Source organism: Acidimicrobiia bacterium (assembly GCA_035651955.1).
GTDB lineage: Bacteria > Actinomycetota > Acidimicrobiia > IMCC26256 > JAMXLJ01 > JAMXLJ01.
On record DASRES010000018.1, the window covers coordinates 1 to 15,504 of the forward strand.

A 15,504-nucleotide genomic window follows, 5' to 3' on the forward strand; every position below is an offset into this window, starting at 1 on the left:
AGCGTCGCGGCGGCCGGTGGCGACGTCGCCGCCGCGGCGCGCGGGACGGCGGTCGTCAGGAGCGGGACGCCCAGGAGCAACGAGCTCGTGACCCGGGCCGCGCGGACCTGAGGATGTCGTTCGCGCGGCGCAGCTCACGGACCTCCTTCTCCAACGCCGCGATCCGCTCCGCATCCGCGGTCGAGGTCCCGGCACGGCGACCCGTGTCGATCTCCGCCTGGCGCACCCACCCGCGCAACGACTCGGTCCCGATGCCCAGCTCACGCGCCACGCGCCAGATCACGCCATGCTTCTCGCCCGTCCGCTCCCGGACCTCGAACACCATCCGCACCGCGCGTTCGCGCAGCTCCTCCGGGTACTTCTGCGGCTTCCGCCGCACTCCAGTGCCTGCCATGACTCCATCTGTGATGGTCACCCCGCGGCTGTGATGGTCACCCCGCGGCCTGAACGGTCGTGGTTCGGTTGGGACTGGTGTGGCGTCGTCTGACCCGTGACTCCATTGGCTTCGTGCCTCCAATAGGACTTGTCGACGACGCGCACCGGACCCGGCCGGTCCCGGGAGCACGTTGACCTGATCAGGAGCTTGACCGCCCTCCGCATCTCGACTGCGAGGGCGTGTCCCATCACAGATCTGTTGCAGCCCCGAGATCGACCGGACCCGCAACGCCACCCGATCAAGGAGAGCAGCGTCATGACCATCCTCGCGGACAGCGTCGACATCGTCATCGGTGTCGACCCGCACAAGCACACCCACACCGCCGCGTTCGTCGCGGCCGACACCGGCAAGCACCACGACAGTCGCACCAGCAGCGCCGATCCCGACGGCTTCGCCGCGCTGCTCCGCAGCGCGCAACAGCACGCCGGCACCCGCTGCTGGGTCATTGAGGGATGCGGCAGCTGGGGTCGCGGGCTGGCCACGTGGCTCCAAGCCGTCGGTGAAGACGTCCGCGAGATCGACAGTCCGGCCCGGCCAGCACGCCGCATGGGCAAGAAGACCGACGACCTCGACGCCCTGCGCGTCGCCCGCGAAGCCCTCGGCCGCAACGACCTGGCCACGCCCCGCAACGCCGGCGATCGCGACGCCCTAGCTGCCCTGCTCGTCGCACGACGCTCGGCGGTTGAGATGACCGGCGACACCGAACGGCAGCTCGTCTCGCTCGCCGTCACCTGCACCGAACAGCTCGCCGAGCGCCTCCGCGGCAAGACCACCACCCAGATCGTCGACACCTGCACTCGTTGGCGCCCGACCGGCGATGCATCGATCACCGCCACCGCCGAAGCCATGCGTGGCCTCGCTCGTCGGATCCGCGACCTGCGCGCTGAGGCCGACGCACACCAGCGCCGCATCGAAGAACTCGTCAAAGCATGGCGTCCCGACATCCTCGAGCTCGTCGGCGTCGGTCCCGTCGTCGCCGCCACCGCACTCGTTGTCTGGTCACATCAGGGACGCGTCCACAACGACGGCGCGTTCGCGATGCTCGCCGGGGCCGCACCGCTGCCCGCGTCTTCCGGGATGACGACCCGCCACCGACTCAACCGGCGCGGCGACCGTCACCTCAACTGCGCGCTGCACATCATCGCGATCCAACGCCAACGGCACGACCCCGCAACCAAGGCCTACTTCGAACGGCGACGCGCCGAGGGCAAGACCGACCGTGAGATCCGCCGCTGCCTCAAGCGCTACATCGCCCGCCAGCTGTACCGCACCCTCGAATCAGGACTTGACAGCCAATAGGAGCGTCCTCGCTTCCAAGGTCAGGAGCCTCCAAGGAACCCAGGGCGGTTCATACGTGGCGTTCACCGTCGGCATGACATTTCAAGTCTCCGACACCGACATCCAAACGAATCTGATCCGGCGCGCAGTCCTGGGCCACGCGCTCGTGGCGTAGCCGTTCGGTGCGGTGATTCTCGCCATCACGGTCAACATGATCGCCAACCTGCTGCCGCCGAGCTCGCCGGCGATCAGCTGCCCAGCCTCGGGCGGGCGTGAATCTCGGGCCGCGCACAGCGCTCGGGCTCGGGTTGGGTCGTGGGGACGCCGACCATGATCGAGATGAGCGCGATCACGCAGATGAACACGTTGAAGAGCAGTGCGAGACCACCGCCGAAGCACATCGAGATGTTGTCCTGGCGACCGCAGAAGATGTGGGGCACAAGGTGCGCCGGCACGTGCGCGCCGGCCGGGTAGATCGCCTCGGAGATGGCGACGCCGAACGCCGACCCCAGCGAGGAGACCATCTTGTAGAGCCCGGCCGCGGAACGGGCCTCTTCGGTCGGGACGCTGGACATCGCCGCGTCGGTCGAGGGCGTGGCGTAGAACCCGAGGCCGATCCCGAACAGCGTGAACCCGATCGCGGCCAGCACCGCGTACTGGTCGATCAGCACGAAGGCCATCGAGGGCGCACGAGGTCAGTGGGAGCGAACGGCGACGCCTGCGAGGTCGATGAACGCGGACGCGCCGGCAGTGACGACCGTTCTTCCCGCCGCTCGCGCGGTTGCGGCGATCATCAGGTCGTGCGCACCTCGGGGCCGACCTTGCGCTCGGACTGCCGCGAGGAGCTCGGCGTGCGCTTCGGCCGTTTCGATGCCGCAGGGGAGGACCGGGATCTCGGCCACGACGTGATCGACCAGCGCGGCGCGCGCGGCACGGTGTGGCCCATCCGCGAGGAGGGCGCCGACGCGAAGCTCAGCGATGGTGATGGCCGCAACGGCGACGTCGTCGTCGTCTTCGATCAGGTCGTCGATCCCGGGGTCGCCGCGTTCGCGGTCGATCAGGAAGGTCGTGTCGAGGAGCAGGCGCGTCACCCGCGGGCCTCGCGCTCGAGGAGTGCTCGGAGCTCCTCGAGGTCCGAACGCCACTTCGCATCCGGGACGTGCTCGCGACGGAGCGCTTTCACGTCCCGGCCGGCACCCGCGGTCATCGGTTCGAGGTGAGCCACGGCTCGACCACGTCGAACGATGGTGAAGCGCTCGCCGCGATGCTCGACCGCGTCGAGGAGGTCCGCGAAGTTGCGGGCCGCCTCCGTGGCGGACACGTCAGGCATTGGATCGGACCATCAGATTGCGGGCTGGCGGCCGCCGCCGAAGCAGCGCGGCGTCGACGACACACATGATCCGCGACAGTCCCGCGATGCCAGCGAGAAGGACGTCGCCCTTGTTCGGGTCAGGCGAGCGTCCACACCCTCCCGGGAGACCCGCCCCCCGGCTTGACGCATACCGATATCGGCATATGATGGCGCGGTGGCACGGGCAGCGACGACGTCGGACGTGTTCAACGCGATCGCCGAGCCGCAGCGTCGGGACATCCTGGCGCTGCTGCGGGCCGGTGAGCGGCCGGTCACCGAGGTGGCCAAGGAGCTCGGGATGGCCCAGCCGGGCGCGTCCAAGCACCTGCGGGTGCTCCGCGAGGTCGGGCTGGTGCGCGACCGGAAGGTGGGCAAGCAGCGCATCTACGGCCTCGACGCCCGCGGCCTGCGACCGGTCCACGAGTGGACCGGCGGGTTCGAGCGGTTTTGGAACGAGACCTTCGACCGGCTCGACGCGTACGTGCACGACCTCGAGCAGACAAGGCGGGACTGACACATGGCTGGAACAGGACCGGACGCGTCGGCGCAGTCGGCAACCGCTGACCGCGAGATCGTGATCTCCCGGGTGATCGACGCCGGACGCGAGCTCGTGTTCGAGGCGTTCACCGAAGTCCGGCACCTGTCGCGATGGTGGGGACCGGAGGGGTTCACCACCACGACGCGGGCCTTCGAGTTCCGCGTCGGTGGCGAGTGGGACTTCGTGATGCACGGACCGGACGGGACGGACTACCAGGAGTGGATCTCCTGGACCGAGATCACCGCGCCCGAGCGGATCACACTCCTGCACGGTGAGCACCGCGGCGACCCGAACGCGTTCGAGTCGGTCCTCACGTTCGAGCCCGACGGCGCGGCCACCCGGATCGAGATGCGCACGGTGTTCCCGACCAAGGAGCTGCGCAACGAGGCCGTCGAGAAGTACCACGCGATCGAGGGCGGCCAGCAGACGCTGAGCAACCTGGCTGCCTACGTCACCGAGCTCGTTCCGAAGGGACGTGAGCACTGATGGCCGGCAAGGTGTTCTTCAGCGTGTCGATGTCGCTGGACGGGTTCATCGCGCCCGACTCTCCCGAGGAGCTGATGGGGCAGCAGTGGATGGAGCTGCAGCGGTGGTTGTTCGCGCAGCGGTTCTTCCGGGAGAACCTGAAGCTCGGCGAGGGTGGCGAGGAAGGGCGCGACAACGACATCGCGCGCGAGACGTTCGAGCGCACCGGCGCAAGCGTGATGGGCAAGCGCATGTTCGACGCGGGAGAGCACGCGTGGCCGGAGGATGCCCCGTTCCACACGCCGGTCTACGTCGTGACGCACGCGAAGCGTGACCCGTGGGAGCGGCCGGGTGGGACGACGTTCCACTTCGTCAACGACGGCATCGAGTCCGCGCTCGCGCACGCCCGCAAGGCCGCCGGCGAGCGAGACGTCCGCATCGCGGGCGGCGGCGCGACGATCCTGCAGTACGTCAACGCCGGCCTGATCGACGAGCTCTCGATCGCGCTCTCACCCGTGCTGTTCGGCTCCGGCATCCGCCTGTTCGAGGGCGTCGACGCCGGCCGCGTCGCCCTGGAGCCGATCCGCGCCGAGCCGACGCCGCGGGTGACGCACCTGACCTACGCCGTCCGCGAGCGGTCACGGTCTCGATCGCTGCGCTCCCCCGCCGAGCCGGCGACGCGCTGAGCCGGGCCGCACCGGGGCCGGGGAGGCCGGCCCACTCTTCAGGTCGCCCGTGAGCGACCCGATGAAGAGTCATGAGCAGCGGGATCACGCCGAGCGCGGCCGCTCGGCTGGCCGCCGCGCTCTTCGTGCTGTGCGGGGCGCTGGTCGGCGTCGGTGCCGTCGCGCTCCCCGCCGCCCCGGCGACGAACCGCACCGGGCTGCTCGCCGTGGCGGTCACCGCGATCGCGGCCGGGGCCGTCATCTGGCTGCTCCCGTGGCCGCGATGGCCGCTGCGCGCGACGTTGTGGCTCCTCCCGCCCGCGTTCGCGCTGATCGGCCTGCACGACTACTACGCCGCCGACAGCTACCGGGCGGCGGTGTTCTTCTTCGTCTCGTTCGCATGGATCGGGCTGTGCCACCCGCAGGGCACGTCGCTGCGCTTCGGTCCCCTCGCGGCGGCCGCGTACCTCGGAGCGCTCGCCGGTCACGGTCACCTGAGCGCGGTCGCGGCCGGGTCGCTCGCGTACGCACTGCCCGGCTGGGTGCTCACGGGTGAGGTCGTCGCATGGGTCGCGACGCGGCTCGAGCGCGCGCAATCGGCACTCGCGGCGCGCGAGCAGAGCATGCGCACGCTCTTCGCGGAGAACCCGCAACCGATGTGGGTCTACGACCGCGCGACGCTGCGGTTCCTCGAGGTCAACCGGGCCGCGACCGATCGCTACGGCTACACACGCGACGAGTTCCTCGCGATGGCGATCGCCGAGATCGGTGCGACACACGACGCGACCGCGACCGAACGCGACGACGCGTCACCGTCGTCGACGTCCACCGACAGACGCCGGAGCACGTCGGCCCGTCATCTCGTCGCGAACGGCACCCGCATCGAGGTCGAGGTCACCTCGCACGCGCTGCAGTTCGACGGACACGACGCGGTCGTCGTCACCGTCCAGGACGTCACCGAACGGAAGCGGCTCGAGGACCGGCTCCGCCACCAGGCGTTCCACGACGCGTTGACCGGCCTGCCGAACCGCGCCCTGTTCAACGAACGCGTCGAGGACGCCCTCACGCGACGGGACAGCCGCGCCGACTCGATCGCGGTCGCGATGATCGACCTCGACGGCTTCAAGACGGTCAACGACAGCCTCGGTCACACGATCGGTGACGAGATCCTCGTCATCGTCGCCCGGCGGCTCCACGACACGCTGGGGCCCGGTGACCTCCCAGTACGTCTCGGCGGTGACGAGTTCGTCGTCGTCCTCGAGCAACGCGACGGGGCGGGCACGTTCGAGGAGCGGCTCGAACGAGTGGTCGACGCGCTGCGCGCGCCGTTCGTGCTCGACGGTCGTTCGCTCGAGCTGGGCGCCAGCGTCGGCCTCGCCACCAACCAACCGGGCGACGGCGCGGAGGAGCTGCTGCGCAACGCCGACATGGCGATGTACGTCGCCAAGGCCGCCGGCAAGGGGTGCATCCGTCGCTTCGAGTCGGAGATGCACCTCGCCGCGGTCACGCGGCTCGAGCTCGAGGCCGACCTCCGGCGCGCGATCACCGCGAACGAGTTCGTCGTGCACTACCAGCCGATCACGCTCGTGCCGGCACAGCGGACTGTCGGCTTCGAGGCGCTCGTGCGCTGGAACCATCCCCGACGGGGCCTGCTCGCTCCGGGCGACTTCGTCCCGCTCGCCGAGGACACCGGGTTGATCGTCGCGATCGGGCGAGCCGTCCTCGTGCACGCGTGCCGGCAGGCTCGCGAGTGGAACCGCTCCCGCGGCGACGATCCGCTCGGCGTCGCGGTGAACCTCTCGGCGCAGCAGCTGCGCGACCCCGACCTCGTCACGCAGGTGGCCGCGATCGCGGCGAGCAACGAGATCGACCCGACGCGTCTGACACTCGAGATCACCGAGTCGGTCCTGCTCGACGAGCCGGCCGGCGCGATCGAGCGTCTCCACGAGCTCAAGTCGCTCGGCGTGCGCCTGGCGATCGACGACTTCGGCACCGGGTACTCGTCGCTCGGCTATCTCCGCACGCTGCCGATCGACACGGTGAAGATCGACAAGACGTTCGTCGACGCGATCGCGACGGACCACGAGTCGGCCGGGCTCGTCCGCGCGATCGTCACGCTCGCGCGCACCCTCGGACTGCAGCCCGTCGCGGAAGGTGTCGAGGACGCGGCCCAGCTCGCGGCGCTGGAGGCGCTCGGCTGCGACCTCGTGCAGGGCTTCTACTTCTCGCCGCCCGTCGACGCCGCCGCGGCCACGCGTCTGGTGGACGCGACGTTGATCACCGCCCAGCAGATCGGCGCCTGACGCCGGTGGGCCCGGCGTTCTCGCCGATCGCCCGCGATGATTCTCGTGGACGCCGATCGTCGAACGCGTGACCGTCTCGACACGGAGGAATCCCATGATCGACCTCGGGCCTGCGACACGCGCGCTGACGGCGATCGTCGCGGGCGTGCGCGACGACCAGCTCACCTCGCCGACACCGTGCGCGGACACGTCGGTGGCCACCTTGCTCGACCATGTCGACGGGCTGTCGTTCGCGTTCACCGAGGCGGCAAACAAGACCGTCGCGCCGGGTGGCGGTCCCCCGCCGACGCCCGACGCGTCGAACCTCACGCCGGACTGGCGGACCCGCATCCCCGAACGCCTCGCCGCGCTCGCCGACGCCTGGCGGGACGACGACGCGTGGACCGGCACGACCTACGCGGGGCCGATCGAGATGCCGGCGCAGATCGCGGCGTACGTCGCGATCGACGAGGTGATCGTGCACGGCTGGGACCTCGCGGTCGCGACCGGGCAGCGCTATGCGGTCGAGGACGCGCTCGTCGACGCCGCGCTCGGCTTCGTGCAGCCGCAGGTCGAGCAGAACCCGAACGGCACTCCCGGCCTGTTCGGGCCGCCGCAGCCGGCCGCCGGTGACGCACCCCCGCTGGAGCGCCTCATCGCCGCGACCGGCCGGGACCCGGCGTGGCGCGCGCGTGCATGAACCGGCGGATGCCGACCGCGCTCCAGTTGTCGTGGTCCTCGCCGTACGCGGTGATGCCGTCGAAGTGCCACTCGGTCAGGCAGTTGACCGTGAACAGATTGGGATTGAGGAACAGCCGGAGACGGTTCAGCGTGCGGCCCTCGGCCTCGAACGTACGGCCGCGTTCGTCCTCACCGGCGACGCGCACGACACGCGGCATCCCGTCGGCGTCGCGCTCGACGACGTCGCGCGTGCCCGACTTCAGCTTGGACCACTCGCCGTCGCGTAACAGGTACCCGTGGATCGCGATGCAGTCGCCGTCGACGCCTCCGCTGAGGTCCATGGTGATCGCGTGGAACGCGTCGCGCGCCGACGCCGTCGCGTAGCTGTAGCCGCCGCGCAACGCACCGGACCCGGTCAGACCGACGCCGAACTGCGAGCGCGGTCCCCACGAGCGGTCGCGGAAGCCGAAGGCGTCGACCTCGACGCGCTCGCCGCGCAGCACGATCGTGCCCGTGTAGCGACCGGGCTGGTCGAGATGCGACTCGCCGAGACGGTTGGGCGCGGCCACCGCGTCGAACGTCAACGACACGTGGAGCTCGTCGGCGTCGGGATCGTCGTAGGCGAGCTCGTAACGCTGTTGCGGCTCGACGCACCGGTACCGGATGCCGTTCGGGAGCGCGATGTCGGACAACGGCTCCTCGGGCAGCGGCAGGTGCCAGAAGCTCTTGCCGTACAGGCAGCTCCACGTGTCGGCCGCGGTGTCGTCCCAGAGGTACGCGGCCGCCGCCGTCACGTGCTGGTTCGGACGGAAGAACGGATAGAGCTGCCCGGACAGGCGCCGCTCGGGAACGGTGAACGTGAACCAGCACGTCTCCGTCCAGTACGGATCGTCCGACGCGGGCGGGTGGAACTCGTCGTCCGGATGAGACCTCATGCACCCACCTCGTCCAGCACCTGCTCGAGCGCGACGGCGGCCGGGTTCTCCAGCCAGATCGTCTGGCCCTCCGGAAGGTCGCCGCGCGCGACGAGTCGGTTCATCACGCGCACGACGATCGCCGCGTAGCGCATCCCCGCGAGCACCTCGAACGGCGCCATCTCGCCGACGTCGCGCCCCGACGCCTCTTCGTACATCGCGCGCTGCTCCTCGCGTGACGGATCGCCGTCGGCCCGGCCCATCCCGACGACCTCGTGCATCGTGCGGTCGAAGAGCAGCCACCAGCCGAGGTCGACCTCGGGAGGCGCGATCGCGACCGCCTCCCAGTCGGTGACGCACGCGGGCTCGAAGTCGCGCCAGATGACGTTGCCGGGCCGGGGATCGCCCCAGCACACGCACGGCGCGCTGCCGACGGGCAGATGGTCGTGCAACCACGCGCACGCGCGATCGATCCCGGGATGCGTACGTCCGTCGAGCTCGCGGTACGCGTACTCCTCCCAGATGCGCAGCTGCCGGCGCGCCGTCGGTTCCTCACCGGGCGGGACGAGCCACTCGAGGCCCGCCGCGCGCCAGTCGACCGCGTGCACGCGCGCGAGCACGTCCAGCCCGCCCCGGAGCAACCGCGCGCGCTGTGCCGGTGTCGCGTCCGCGAAGAACCCCGCCTGCGTGTACGGCGGGCTCTCGATCGGGACGTCGCCGTCCACGAAGCGCATCACGAAGAACGGTGCACCGAGCACCGTCGGGTCGGCCTCGTACCCGACCAGCGGCGCCAGCGGGATGTCCGACGCGCGGGTCATCGCCGCCATCGCGCGGTACTGGATCTCGACCTCGACGTCGAGACCGGGGACCTGCGCCGGGTACACCGCGGGATCGGGCGTCTCCCGCCGGAGCACGAGGCGGTGCGCGTCGCCGCCCGAGGTGCGCGCGGTGAGCAAGACCGTCTCAGCGGAGAAGCCGCTGCTCGGCGCGCCGTCGGTCGTCACGTCGACCTGCGCGGCACCCAGCCGCGGCGCCAACCATGCGCCGAGCGCGTCGAGCGGGAGGGCGCGATCCGTCATGCGCCGCACGTTCTAGCCGCGGCGACGCTTCGGCGAAGCAAGAGTCGGCCGTGGACCGACTCACGCTTCAGTGAGGCCTGAATGACGATGTCACGACCAGGCCGAGCGAAGGCGCGCCGCCTTCGTCGTGAGATAGCGCTGCTCCGGGATGCTCGTCGTGCGGCGTGCAGCACGGTCGTAGTGAGCGAGCGCGGTGTCGACGTCGCCGGCGATCTCGTGCAGGTGGCCACGGACGGCGTCGAGGCGGTAGTGGTCGCCGAGCGGCTCGTCGAGCGCGTCGAGCATCCGCAGACCCGCGGCCGGTCCCTCGCACATCGCGACGGCGATCGCGCGGTTCAGGGTGACCATCGGGTTGTGCGACATCCGCTCGAGCAACGTGTACAGCGCCGCGATCTGGGGCCAGTCGGTCTCGGCGACCGAGGGCGCCTCGTCGTGCAGCGCGGCGATCGCGGCCTGGAGCTGGTACTCGCCGATCGCGCCGTGCGACATCGCCGAGACGGCGAGCGCGACGCCTTCGTGGATCGCGGCGTGGTCCCACAGTGAGCGGTCCTGCTCGTCGAGCGGGACGAGCTCTCCCGACGGCCCGGTGCGCGCGGCCCGGCGGGCGTCGGTCAGCAGCATGAGCGCGAGCAGCCCGGCGACCTCGCCGTCGTCGGGCAGCTGCTCGTGCACCGCGCGCGTGAGACGGATCGCCTCGTCGGAGAGCTCGACGCGTTGCAAGGACGCGCCCACGCTGCTCGTCGAACCCTCGTTGAACATCAGGTAGAGCACGTGCAGGACGGAGCGCAGGCGCGACGGGAGCTCCTCGGGTGTGGGCATCGTGAAGCGCGCGCCCCCGGCCTTCACGCGCTGCTTCGCCCGGCTGATGCGCTGGGCCATCGTCGCCTCGGGCACGAGGAACGCGTGCGCGATCTCGGCGGTCGTCAAGCCGCCGACGGCGCGCAGCGTCAGCGGGATCGCGGACCCCGGCGTCAGCGACGGGTGGCAGCACATGAAGAGCAACGTCAAGGTGTCGTCGCGGCCCGGCACATCGGCGTCGACGACGTCGCGCGCGACGACGGCGTCCTCGCGACGCCGGCGTGCGCTCGCGCTCCGCGCCTCGTCGATCAGCCGGCGGGTCGCGGTCTGCACGAGCCAGGCACGCGGGTTGCCCGGCACACCGTCACGCGGCCAGTGCGACGCCGCCGCGACGAGTGCCTCCTGCGTCGCGTCCTCGGCCGCGGCGAAGTCACCGGTACGCCGGACGAGCACGCCGAGGACCTGCGGCGCGAGTCCGCGCAGCAGGTCCTCCACGTTGGCGTCCGCGGCGTGGCTCACGGCTCGCCCATCACCTCGCGGACCTCGATGCGCGTCCTGGTCGGCTTGCCGCCGGGCCCGGGCGCGGTCGACGCCTTCGCCGCGATCTCGATCGCCCGCTCGACGGAGTCGACGTCGATCATCCGGTAGCCGGCCAGCAGCTCCTTCGACTCCGGGAACGGCCCGTCGGTCACCACCGGCGCGCTGACACCGTCCGAGACGACGAACTTGGCGAGCTCGGGCGCGGCGAGCGCCTGGGCGTCGACGAACTCCCCACGCTCCACCAGCTCGTCGTTGAGGTCCCGCTGGAACTGGATGTGCGCGGCGACGTCCTCGGGCGGCCACTCGCCGATCATCACGTCGCAGCCCTCGGCGGGCTCGTAGTTCTGCAGCAACATGAACTTCGTCATCACGACTCCCTCGGGTTCCGGCCCGCCCATCGTGGCGCGCTCGTCGAGGAGACGGAGCCGGCAACCCGTTCTCGACATCCGGCGCGTGAAGGTTCCGGGGCCGGTGTGGTCGAATCGCGGTCCGGCTCGGGACCGTGGGGGCGGGAGGGCAGGCGATGTCGTCACACGTACGAGCCCGGACCACCGCGGTCGTCGTCGCCGCCCTCGCCGTCGCGCTGGCCGCGTGCGTCCCGGTCGGGACCACACCGTCGGGTTGGAGCTCCACGCTCGCGTACGCGCACGACTTCCCCGACCCGTCGATCGTGCTCGTCGGCTCGACCTACTACGGCTTCTCGACGAATGCCGACATGGGAACCGGGTGCGGGTTCGCGCAGGTGCCCGTCATCCAGTCCACGGACCTGCAGCACTGGACGTCCGACTGCAACGCGCTCCCCCACGTCGGCTCGTGGGCGAACGACGCGAACCCCGCGCAGGAGACGACGAAGACGACGTGGGCGCCCGCGGTCGTGCAGCTCGGCCCGAGCTCGTTCGTCATGTACTACACGGCGCAGCACCGCGGGACGACGCAGCAGTGCATCGGTGTCGCGACGTCCACGACGCCGCAGGGGCCGTACGTCGACAGCTCCGCGACCCCGCTCGCGTGCACCGGCACGTCCTACTGGTCCTTGGACCCGGCGTTCTTCCGTGACACGAACGGGACGCCGTACCTGCTGTGGCGGCAGGACTCGGCGCCGACGTCGTCGCCCGCGCTCTCGCCGTCGCTCGCGGCCGCGATGACCCGCAGCAACACCGCGTACCGCGAGGCGGCCGCGTCCGGTGGGGTCCACGTCGGCATCGACGTGCAGCGGCTGAGCACGGACGGCCTCACGTTCGCGTCCGGCCGCGCGCCCGTCGAGCTCTTGTCGAACGACGTCGGCGCGCAGGCGTGGGAGACGCCGGTCATCGAGGGTCCCGGGATGGTGATCGACCCGAGCGGCACGTACCTGCTCCTCTACTCCGGCGGCGACTACAAGACCTCCGGGTACGCGGTCGGGTACGCGACGTGCGGGACGTCGATGCCCACGACCCGCTGCACCCGCGGCTCGAGCGCGACGAACCCGTGGCTGTCGACGTCGTCGACGGGCGGGACCGAAGCGGGGCCCGGTGGCGAGACGGTGCTCACCGACACCGGCGGGCACTTGCTCGTCGCCTACCACGCATGGCTACCGAGCTCCGTGGACCAGGACCCGCCCGGCCGCCAGCTCCACATCCGCCCGCTCGGCTTCACGACCGGCCCGCCCGCGGCGTCGTCAACGTCTGGTTGAATGCTGGGCGGTCGTCAACTTCTTGTTGACAATCCCGCACGGTCAACCTAGGGTTGCCGGCCATGGAAGCACAGCAGCCCGTCCGCCTCGGCGATCTCATCGAGCACGTCATCGAGCAGAACCCGGACGGTGACGCCCTCGACCACCTGTCCGACGCCGTCGACACGTCGGCCCACCTCGGCGAGCTCGCCGATCACCTCATCGGCCACTTCGTCGACCAGGCGCGCCGCTCGGGCGCGTCGTGGACCGAGATCGGCGAGCACATGGGTGTGACCAAGCAGGCCGCGCAGAAGCGGTTCGTCCCGCGGGACGACGACGACCTCGACGTCGGTCTGCTCGACATGCCGATGACGAAGGCCGGCCGGTTCGGTCGCTTCACGCCTCGAGCGCGCAACGCCGTGAAGGAGGCGAAGCTCGAGGCGCAGGCGCTCGGGCACGACGAGGTGACGAACGGCCACATGGTGCTCGGCCTGCTCTCCGAGCCCGACGGCCTCGCCGCGCGGGCGATCGTCGCCCTCGACGTCCCGCTCGACCAGGTGCGCGGCGCGGCGCTCGCGCTCGTCGGGCGCGCACAGGACGCCGGTCGCGGACGCCGGCGCGGCCGCGCCCGCTTCTCGCGCAGCGCGAAGAAGACGCTCGAGCTGTCCGTGCGCGAGGCGCTCCGCCTCGGCCACAACTACATCGGCACCGAGCACATCCTGCTCGGCGTCCTTCGTGCCGACGGTGACGACGCGGCGGAGATGCTCGCTCGTCTCGGCGTGACGTACGACGCGGCGGAGACGTGGTTGCGCGAGCACCTCCGGTCGATCGCGGCCGCGAAGACCAAGCCGTCCGAGACCGGAGCATGACGCCGGTTCAGCGCGACGGCTCGACCATCCGCTTGGCGACGAACTCCCGGATCGCCGACGCGAGCGCGCTCGGCTGATCGATCGGGACCAGCGTGTAGCTGTCGGGGATCTCGACGAGCGTCGCGTGCGGAAACGTCGCGGCGAGCCGCCGACCGTGCTCGACGGGCATGAGGCGGTCCTCGCTCGCCCACGCGACGAGGACGGGACGCTCGAACGACGCCAAGGCGTCGATCGCGGCGACAAAGTCCCGCCGGCCGCGCTTCACGTCGCCCGCGTACTTGCGGAAGTCGCGACGCACGCCGCGGTCGCGCAACGGCTCGAGCCACTCGCGCATCAGGTCGTCGGGGATCCCGCGCTTCGACATCGCCCCGAACGTGATGGGCAGGTTCCGCAACGCTCGGACGAGCATGGCGCGCCGCATCATCACGAGCGCGCCCGGCGTCCTCGCAGACAGCGCGGCGAGCCGGCCGGGGATGCCCGGCGGATAGTTGTCGAACGCCTCGCACGACGTGAGGACGACGCCGCCCACACGGTCGGTGAGGCCGTCGTCGATCATCACCTGCGCGCCACCCCAGTCGTTGAAGCACAGCGTCACGTCGTGGAGGTCGAGCCGCTCGACGACCTCGGTGAGGAGACGGCCGAGCCCGCGCAGCGAGAGGTCCGCGTCGGGACGCATGGGCCGCCGGTGCGCGCCGAGCGGCAGCGTCGGGAGCACGCAGCGGTGGTCGCGGCGGAGATCGGCAACGACGTCGCGCCACTCGCGCCCGTCCATCAGTAGGCCGTGCGCAAAGACCAGGACCGGTCCGTCGCCCCCCGTGTCCTCGTACTCGACGGTCCCCGCGGTCACGTCCACGCAGCGCATGTTCCGACCTCCCGCTTGTCGGTTGGGTGGCTCGCCGACTGGATAGATCGATCCAGACGCGAACCTAGCTAGCCTGTCCGGCGCAGGCAATCCGGGAGGAGGTCGGGTGACGAGCGGCACGCGGGAGCGGATCCTCGAGGCGAGCAACGAGCTGTTTCAGCGCCAGGGGATGACGGGGACGGGGATCAAGCAGATCCTCGGGCTGGCCGGGGCGCCCTTCTCGTCGCTCTATCACTTCTTCCCTGGTGGCAAGGAGCAGCTCGCCGCAGAGACGATCGAGCGCTCCGGTGCGATGTACCAGGCGCTCGTCGAGAGCGTGTTCGACGCCGCGCCCGACATCGTGACCGGCGTCGCCGACTGCTTCGCCGCCGCAGCCGAACGCCTGCGCACGACCGACTACGCGGACGCGTGCCCGATCGCGACCGTCGCGCTCGAGGTCGCGAGCACGAACGACACGCTGCGCGAGGCGACCGCGCGCGTCTTCGACCGGTGGGTGGACGCAGGGACGGCGCGCTTCGCCGCGGCGGGCGTCGAGAACGCGACCGCGCGCGATCTCGCGGTGAGCGTGATCATGCTGCTCGAAGGCGCATTCGTCCTCAGTCGCGCGTCGAAGTCGACGGACGCGCTCGACGTCGCGGGTCGGACGGCCGTCGCCGCAACGCGCGCCGCGCTCGCGTCGCGTCCGAAGCGGCGCGCGTCTCAGCGCGGTGGCTCGACGAGCTCGACCTCGAAGCCGTCGCGGTCCTCGAGGTAGGCGACCTGCGCACCCGACGCGATCGGATGCCGGTCGAACGGGATCGCGGTCCAGCCGTGGTCGGCGGCCTGCTTGACGAGCGCGTCGAGCGACTCGCCCGGTGCGACGGTGAACGCGAGATGGTTCAGGCCGGGCCGGAGGCGGCTGTACAGCATGCCGGGGACCATGTCGGACGACTGCTCGAGCGCGACCGCGAAGCCGCTCGCGTGCCGGAACACGAGGACGTCGTCGACCGAGGCGTCGCGCTCGTAGCCGAGCTCGCCGAGCAGCCAGCTCCACGACGCCTCGGCGCGCGCGAGATCGGGAACCCACAACGTCAGGTGGTGCAGCACGCGTTCGAG

The 15,504-nt window shown here is 71.0% G+C and carries 20 protein-coding genes; 10 read left to right on the plus strand and 10 right to left on the minus strand.

Annotated elements, in window-relative coordinates; all coding sequences use genetic code 11:
• Nucleotides 1-55: 55 nt before the first annotated feature.
• Entirely contained in the window at nt 56-394 is a 339-nt protein-coding gene (locus VFC33_05390) for a transposase (GenBank protein HZR12667.1), read from the minus strand.
• Nucleotides 395-691: 297 nt separating this feature from the next.
• Between VFC33_05390 and VFC33_05395 the strand changes: the two genes are divergently transcribed.
• Together VFC33_05395 and VFC33_05400 are read left to right on the plus strand one after the other, a co-directional pair.
• Nucleotides 692-1,735: an IS110 family transposase gene (locus VFC33_05395; GenBank protein ID HZR12668.1), complete on the plus strand. Its 1,044-nt coding sequence runs from the start codon at nt 692-694 to the stop codon at nt 1,733-1,735.
• Between the two features lie 73 nt (nt 1,736-1,808).
• Complete coding sequence (locus tag VFC33_05400; GenBank protein ID HZR12669.1) at nt 1,809-1,889, plus strand: hypothetical protein; 81 nt, start codon at nt 1,809-1,811, stop codon at nt 1,887-1,889.
• A gap of 73 nt (nt 1,890-1,962) precedes the next feature.
• Here VFC33_05400 and VFC33_05405 read toward each other — a convergent pair whose 3' ends face one another.
• Genes VFC33_05405 through VFC33_05415 form a run of 3 tightly spaced genes read right to left on the minus strand, consistent with a single transcriptional unit; the run spans nt 1,963 to nt 3,044 of the window.
• A complete protein-coding gene (locus VFC33_05405; protein HZR12670.1) occupies nt 1,963-2,394 on the minus strand; it encodes a hypothetical protein in 432 nt (143 codons plus the stop codon).
• Nucleotides 2,395-2,409: 15 nt separating this feature from the next.
• On the minus strand, nt 2,410-2,805 hold the full coding sequence (locus tag VFC33_05410) for a PIN domain-containing protein (protein ID HZR12671.1): 396 nt from the start codon (nt 2,803-2,805) through the stop codon (nt 2,410-2,412).
• Nucleotides 2,802-3,044, minus strand: coding sequence for a type II toxin-antitoxin system prevent-host-death family antitoxin (locus VFC33_05415; protein HZR12672.1), 243 nt, complete (start codon nt 3,042-3,044; stop codon nt 2,802-2,804). Before VFC33_05415 ends, VFC33_05410 begins: the two co-directional genes overlap by 4 nt.
• 196 nt (nt 3,045-3,240) lie before the next feature.
• Here VFC33_05415 and VFC33_05420 point away from each other — a divergent pair, with 196 nt between their 5' ends.
• The 5 genes from VFC33_05420 (at nt 3,241) to VFC33_05440 (ending at nt 7,715) form a co-directional block, all read left to right on the plus strand.
• Entirely contained in the window at nt 3,241-3,579 is a 339-nt protein-coding gene (locus VFC33_05420) for a metalloregulator ArsR/SmtB family transcription factor (protein ID HZR12673.1), read from the plus strand.
• Nucleotides 3,580-3,582: 3 nt separating this feature from the next.
• On the plus strand, nt 3,583-4,089 hold the full coding sequence (locus VFC33_05425; GenBank protein ID HZR12674.1) for an SRPBCC family protein: 507 nt from the start codon (nt 3,583-3,585) through the stop codon (nt 4,087-4,089).
• Nucleotides 4,089-4,754 (plus strand): dihydrofolate reductase family protein, encoded by a 666-nt coding sequence (locus VFC33_05430; protein HZR12675.1) that lies wholly within the window; start codon nt 4,089-4,091, stop codon nt 4,752-4,754. Before VFC33_05425 ends, VFC33_05430 begins: the two co-directional genes overlap by 1 nt.
• 71 nt (nt 4,755-4,825) lie before the next feature.
• Nucleotides 4,826-7,036 carry an EAL domain-containing protein gene (locus VFC33_05435; GenBank protein HZR12676.1) on the plus strand — a complete coding sequence of 737 codons (2,211 nt, stop codon included), beginning with the start codon at nt 4,826-4,828 and terminating at the stop codon, nt 7,034-7,036.
• Nucleotides 7,037-7,130: 94 nt separating this feature from the next.
• Complete coding sequence (locus VFC33_05440) at nt 7,131-7,715, plus strand: TIGR03086 family metal-binding protein (protein HZR12677.1); 585 nt, start codon at nt 7,131-7,133, stop codon at nt 7,713-7,715.
• Here VFC33_05440 and VFC33_05445 read toward each other — a convergent pair.
• The 4 genes from VFC33_05445 to VFC33_05460 all read right to left on the minus strand — a co-directional run bounded on the left by VFC33_05445 (nt 7,669) and on the right by VFC33_05460 (nt 11,395).
• Nucleotides 7,669-8,631: a hypothetical protein gene (locus VFC33_05445; GenBank protein ID HZR12678.1), complete on the minus strand. Its 963-nt coding sequence runs from the start codon at nt 8,629-8,631 to the stop codon at nt 7,669-7,671. The two genes, VFC33_05440 and VFC33_05445, sit on opposite strands and share 47 nt — an antisense overlap.
• Nucleotides 8,628-9,689: a phosphotransferase family protein gene (locus VFC33_05450; GenBank protein HZR12679.1), complete on the minus strand. Its 1,062-nt coding sequence runs from the start codon at nt 9,687-9,689 to the stop codon at nt 8,628-8,630. Before VFC33_05450 ends, VFC33_05445 begins: the two co-directional genes overlap by 4 nt.
• A gap of 90 nt (nt 9,690-9,779) precedes the next feature.
• Complete coding sequence (locus VFC33_05455) at nt 9,780-11,006, minus strand: DUF6596 domain-containing protein (protein HZR12680.1); 1,227 nt, start codon at nt 11,004-11,006, stop codon at nt 9,780-9,782.
• Complete coding sequence (locus VFC33_05460; protein ID HZR12681.1) at nt 11,003-11,395, minus strand: YciI family protein; 393 nt, start codon at nt 11,393-11,395, stop codon at nt 11,003-11,005. The genes VFC33_05455 and VFC33_05460 overlap by 4 nt, the downstream gene beginning before the upstream one ends.
• Before the next feature lie 155 nt (nt 11,396-11,550).
• Between VFC33_05460 and VFC33_05465 the strand changes: the two genes are divergently transcribed.
• Entirely contained in the window at nt 11,551-12,699 is a 1,149-nt protein-coding gene (locus tag VFC33_05465) for a glycoside hydrolase family 43 protein (GenBank protein ID HZR12682.1), read from the plus strand.
• A 62-nt stretch (nt 12,700-12,761) separates the two neighbouring features.
• A complete protein-coding gene (locus VFC33_05470; protein ID HZR12683.1) occupies nt 12,762-13,547 on the plus strand; it encodes a Clp protease N-terminal domain-containing protein in 786 nt (261 codons plus the stop codon).
• Between the two features lie 7 nt (nt 13,548-13,554).
• Here the strand turns inward: VFC33_05470 and VFC33_05475 are convergent, their stop codons facing one another.
• Nucleotides 13,555-14,409 carry an alpha/beta hydrolase gene (locus tag VFC33_05475; GenBank protein HZR12684.1) on the minus strand — a complete coding sequence of 285 codons (855 nt, stop codon included), beginning with the start codon at nt 14,407-14,409 and terminating at the stop codon, nt 13,555-13,557.
• A gap of 106 nt (nt 14,410-14,515) precedes the next feature.
• Here VFC33_05475 and VFC33_05480 point away from each other — a divergent pair, with 106 nt between their 5' ends.
• A complete protein-coding gene (locus tag VFC33_05480) occupies nt 14,516-15,163 on the plus strand; it encodes a TetR/AcrR family transcriptional regulator (protein HZR12685.1) in 648 nt (215 codons plus the stop codon).
• On the opposite strand, the gene VFC33_05485 is transcribed toward VFC33_05480, so the two are convergent.
• Nucleotides 15,109-15,495, minus strand: a complete 387-nt coding sequence (locus VFC33_05485; GenBank protein ID HZR12686.1) for a VOC family protein — start codon at nt 15,493-15,495, stop codon at nt 15,109-15,111. The genes VFC33_05480 and VFC33_05485 overlap by 55 nt on opposite strands.
• Nucleotides 15,496-15,504 lie beyond the last annotated feature (9 nt).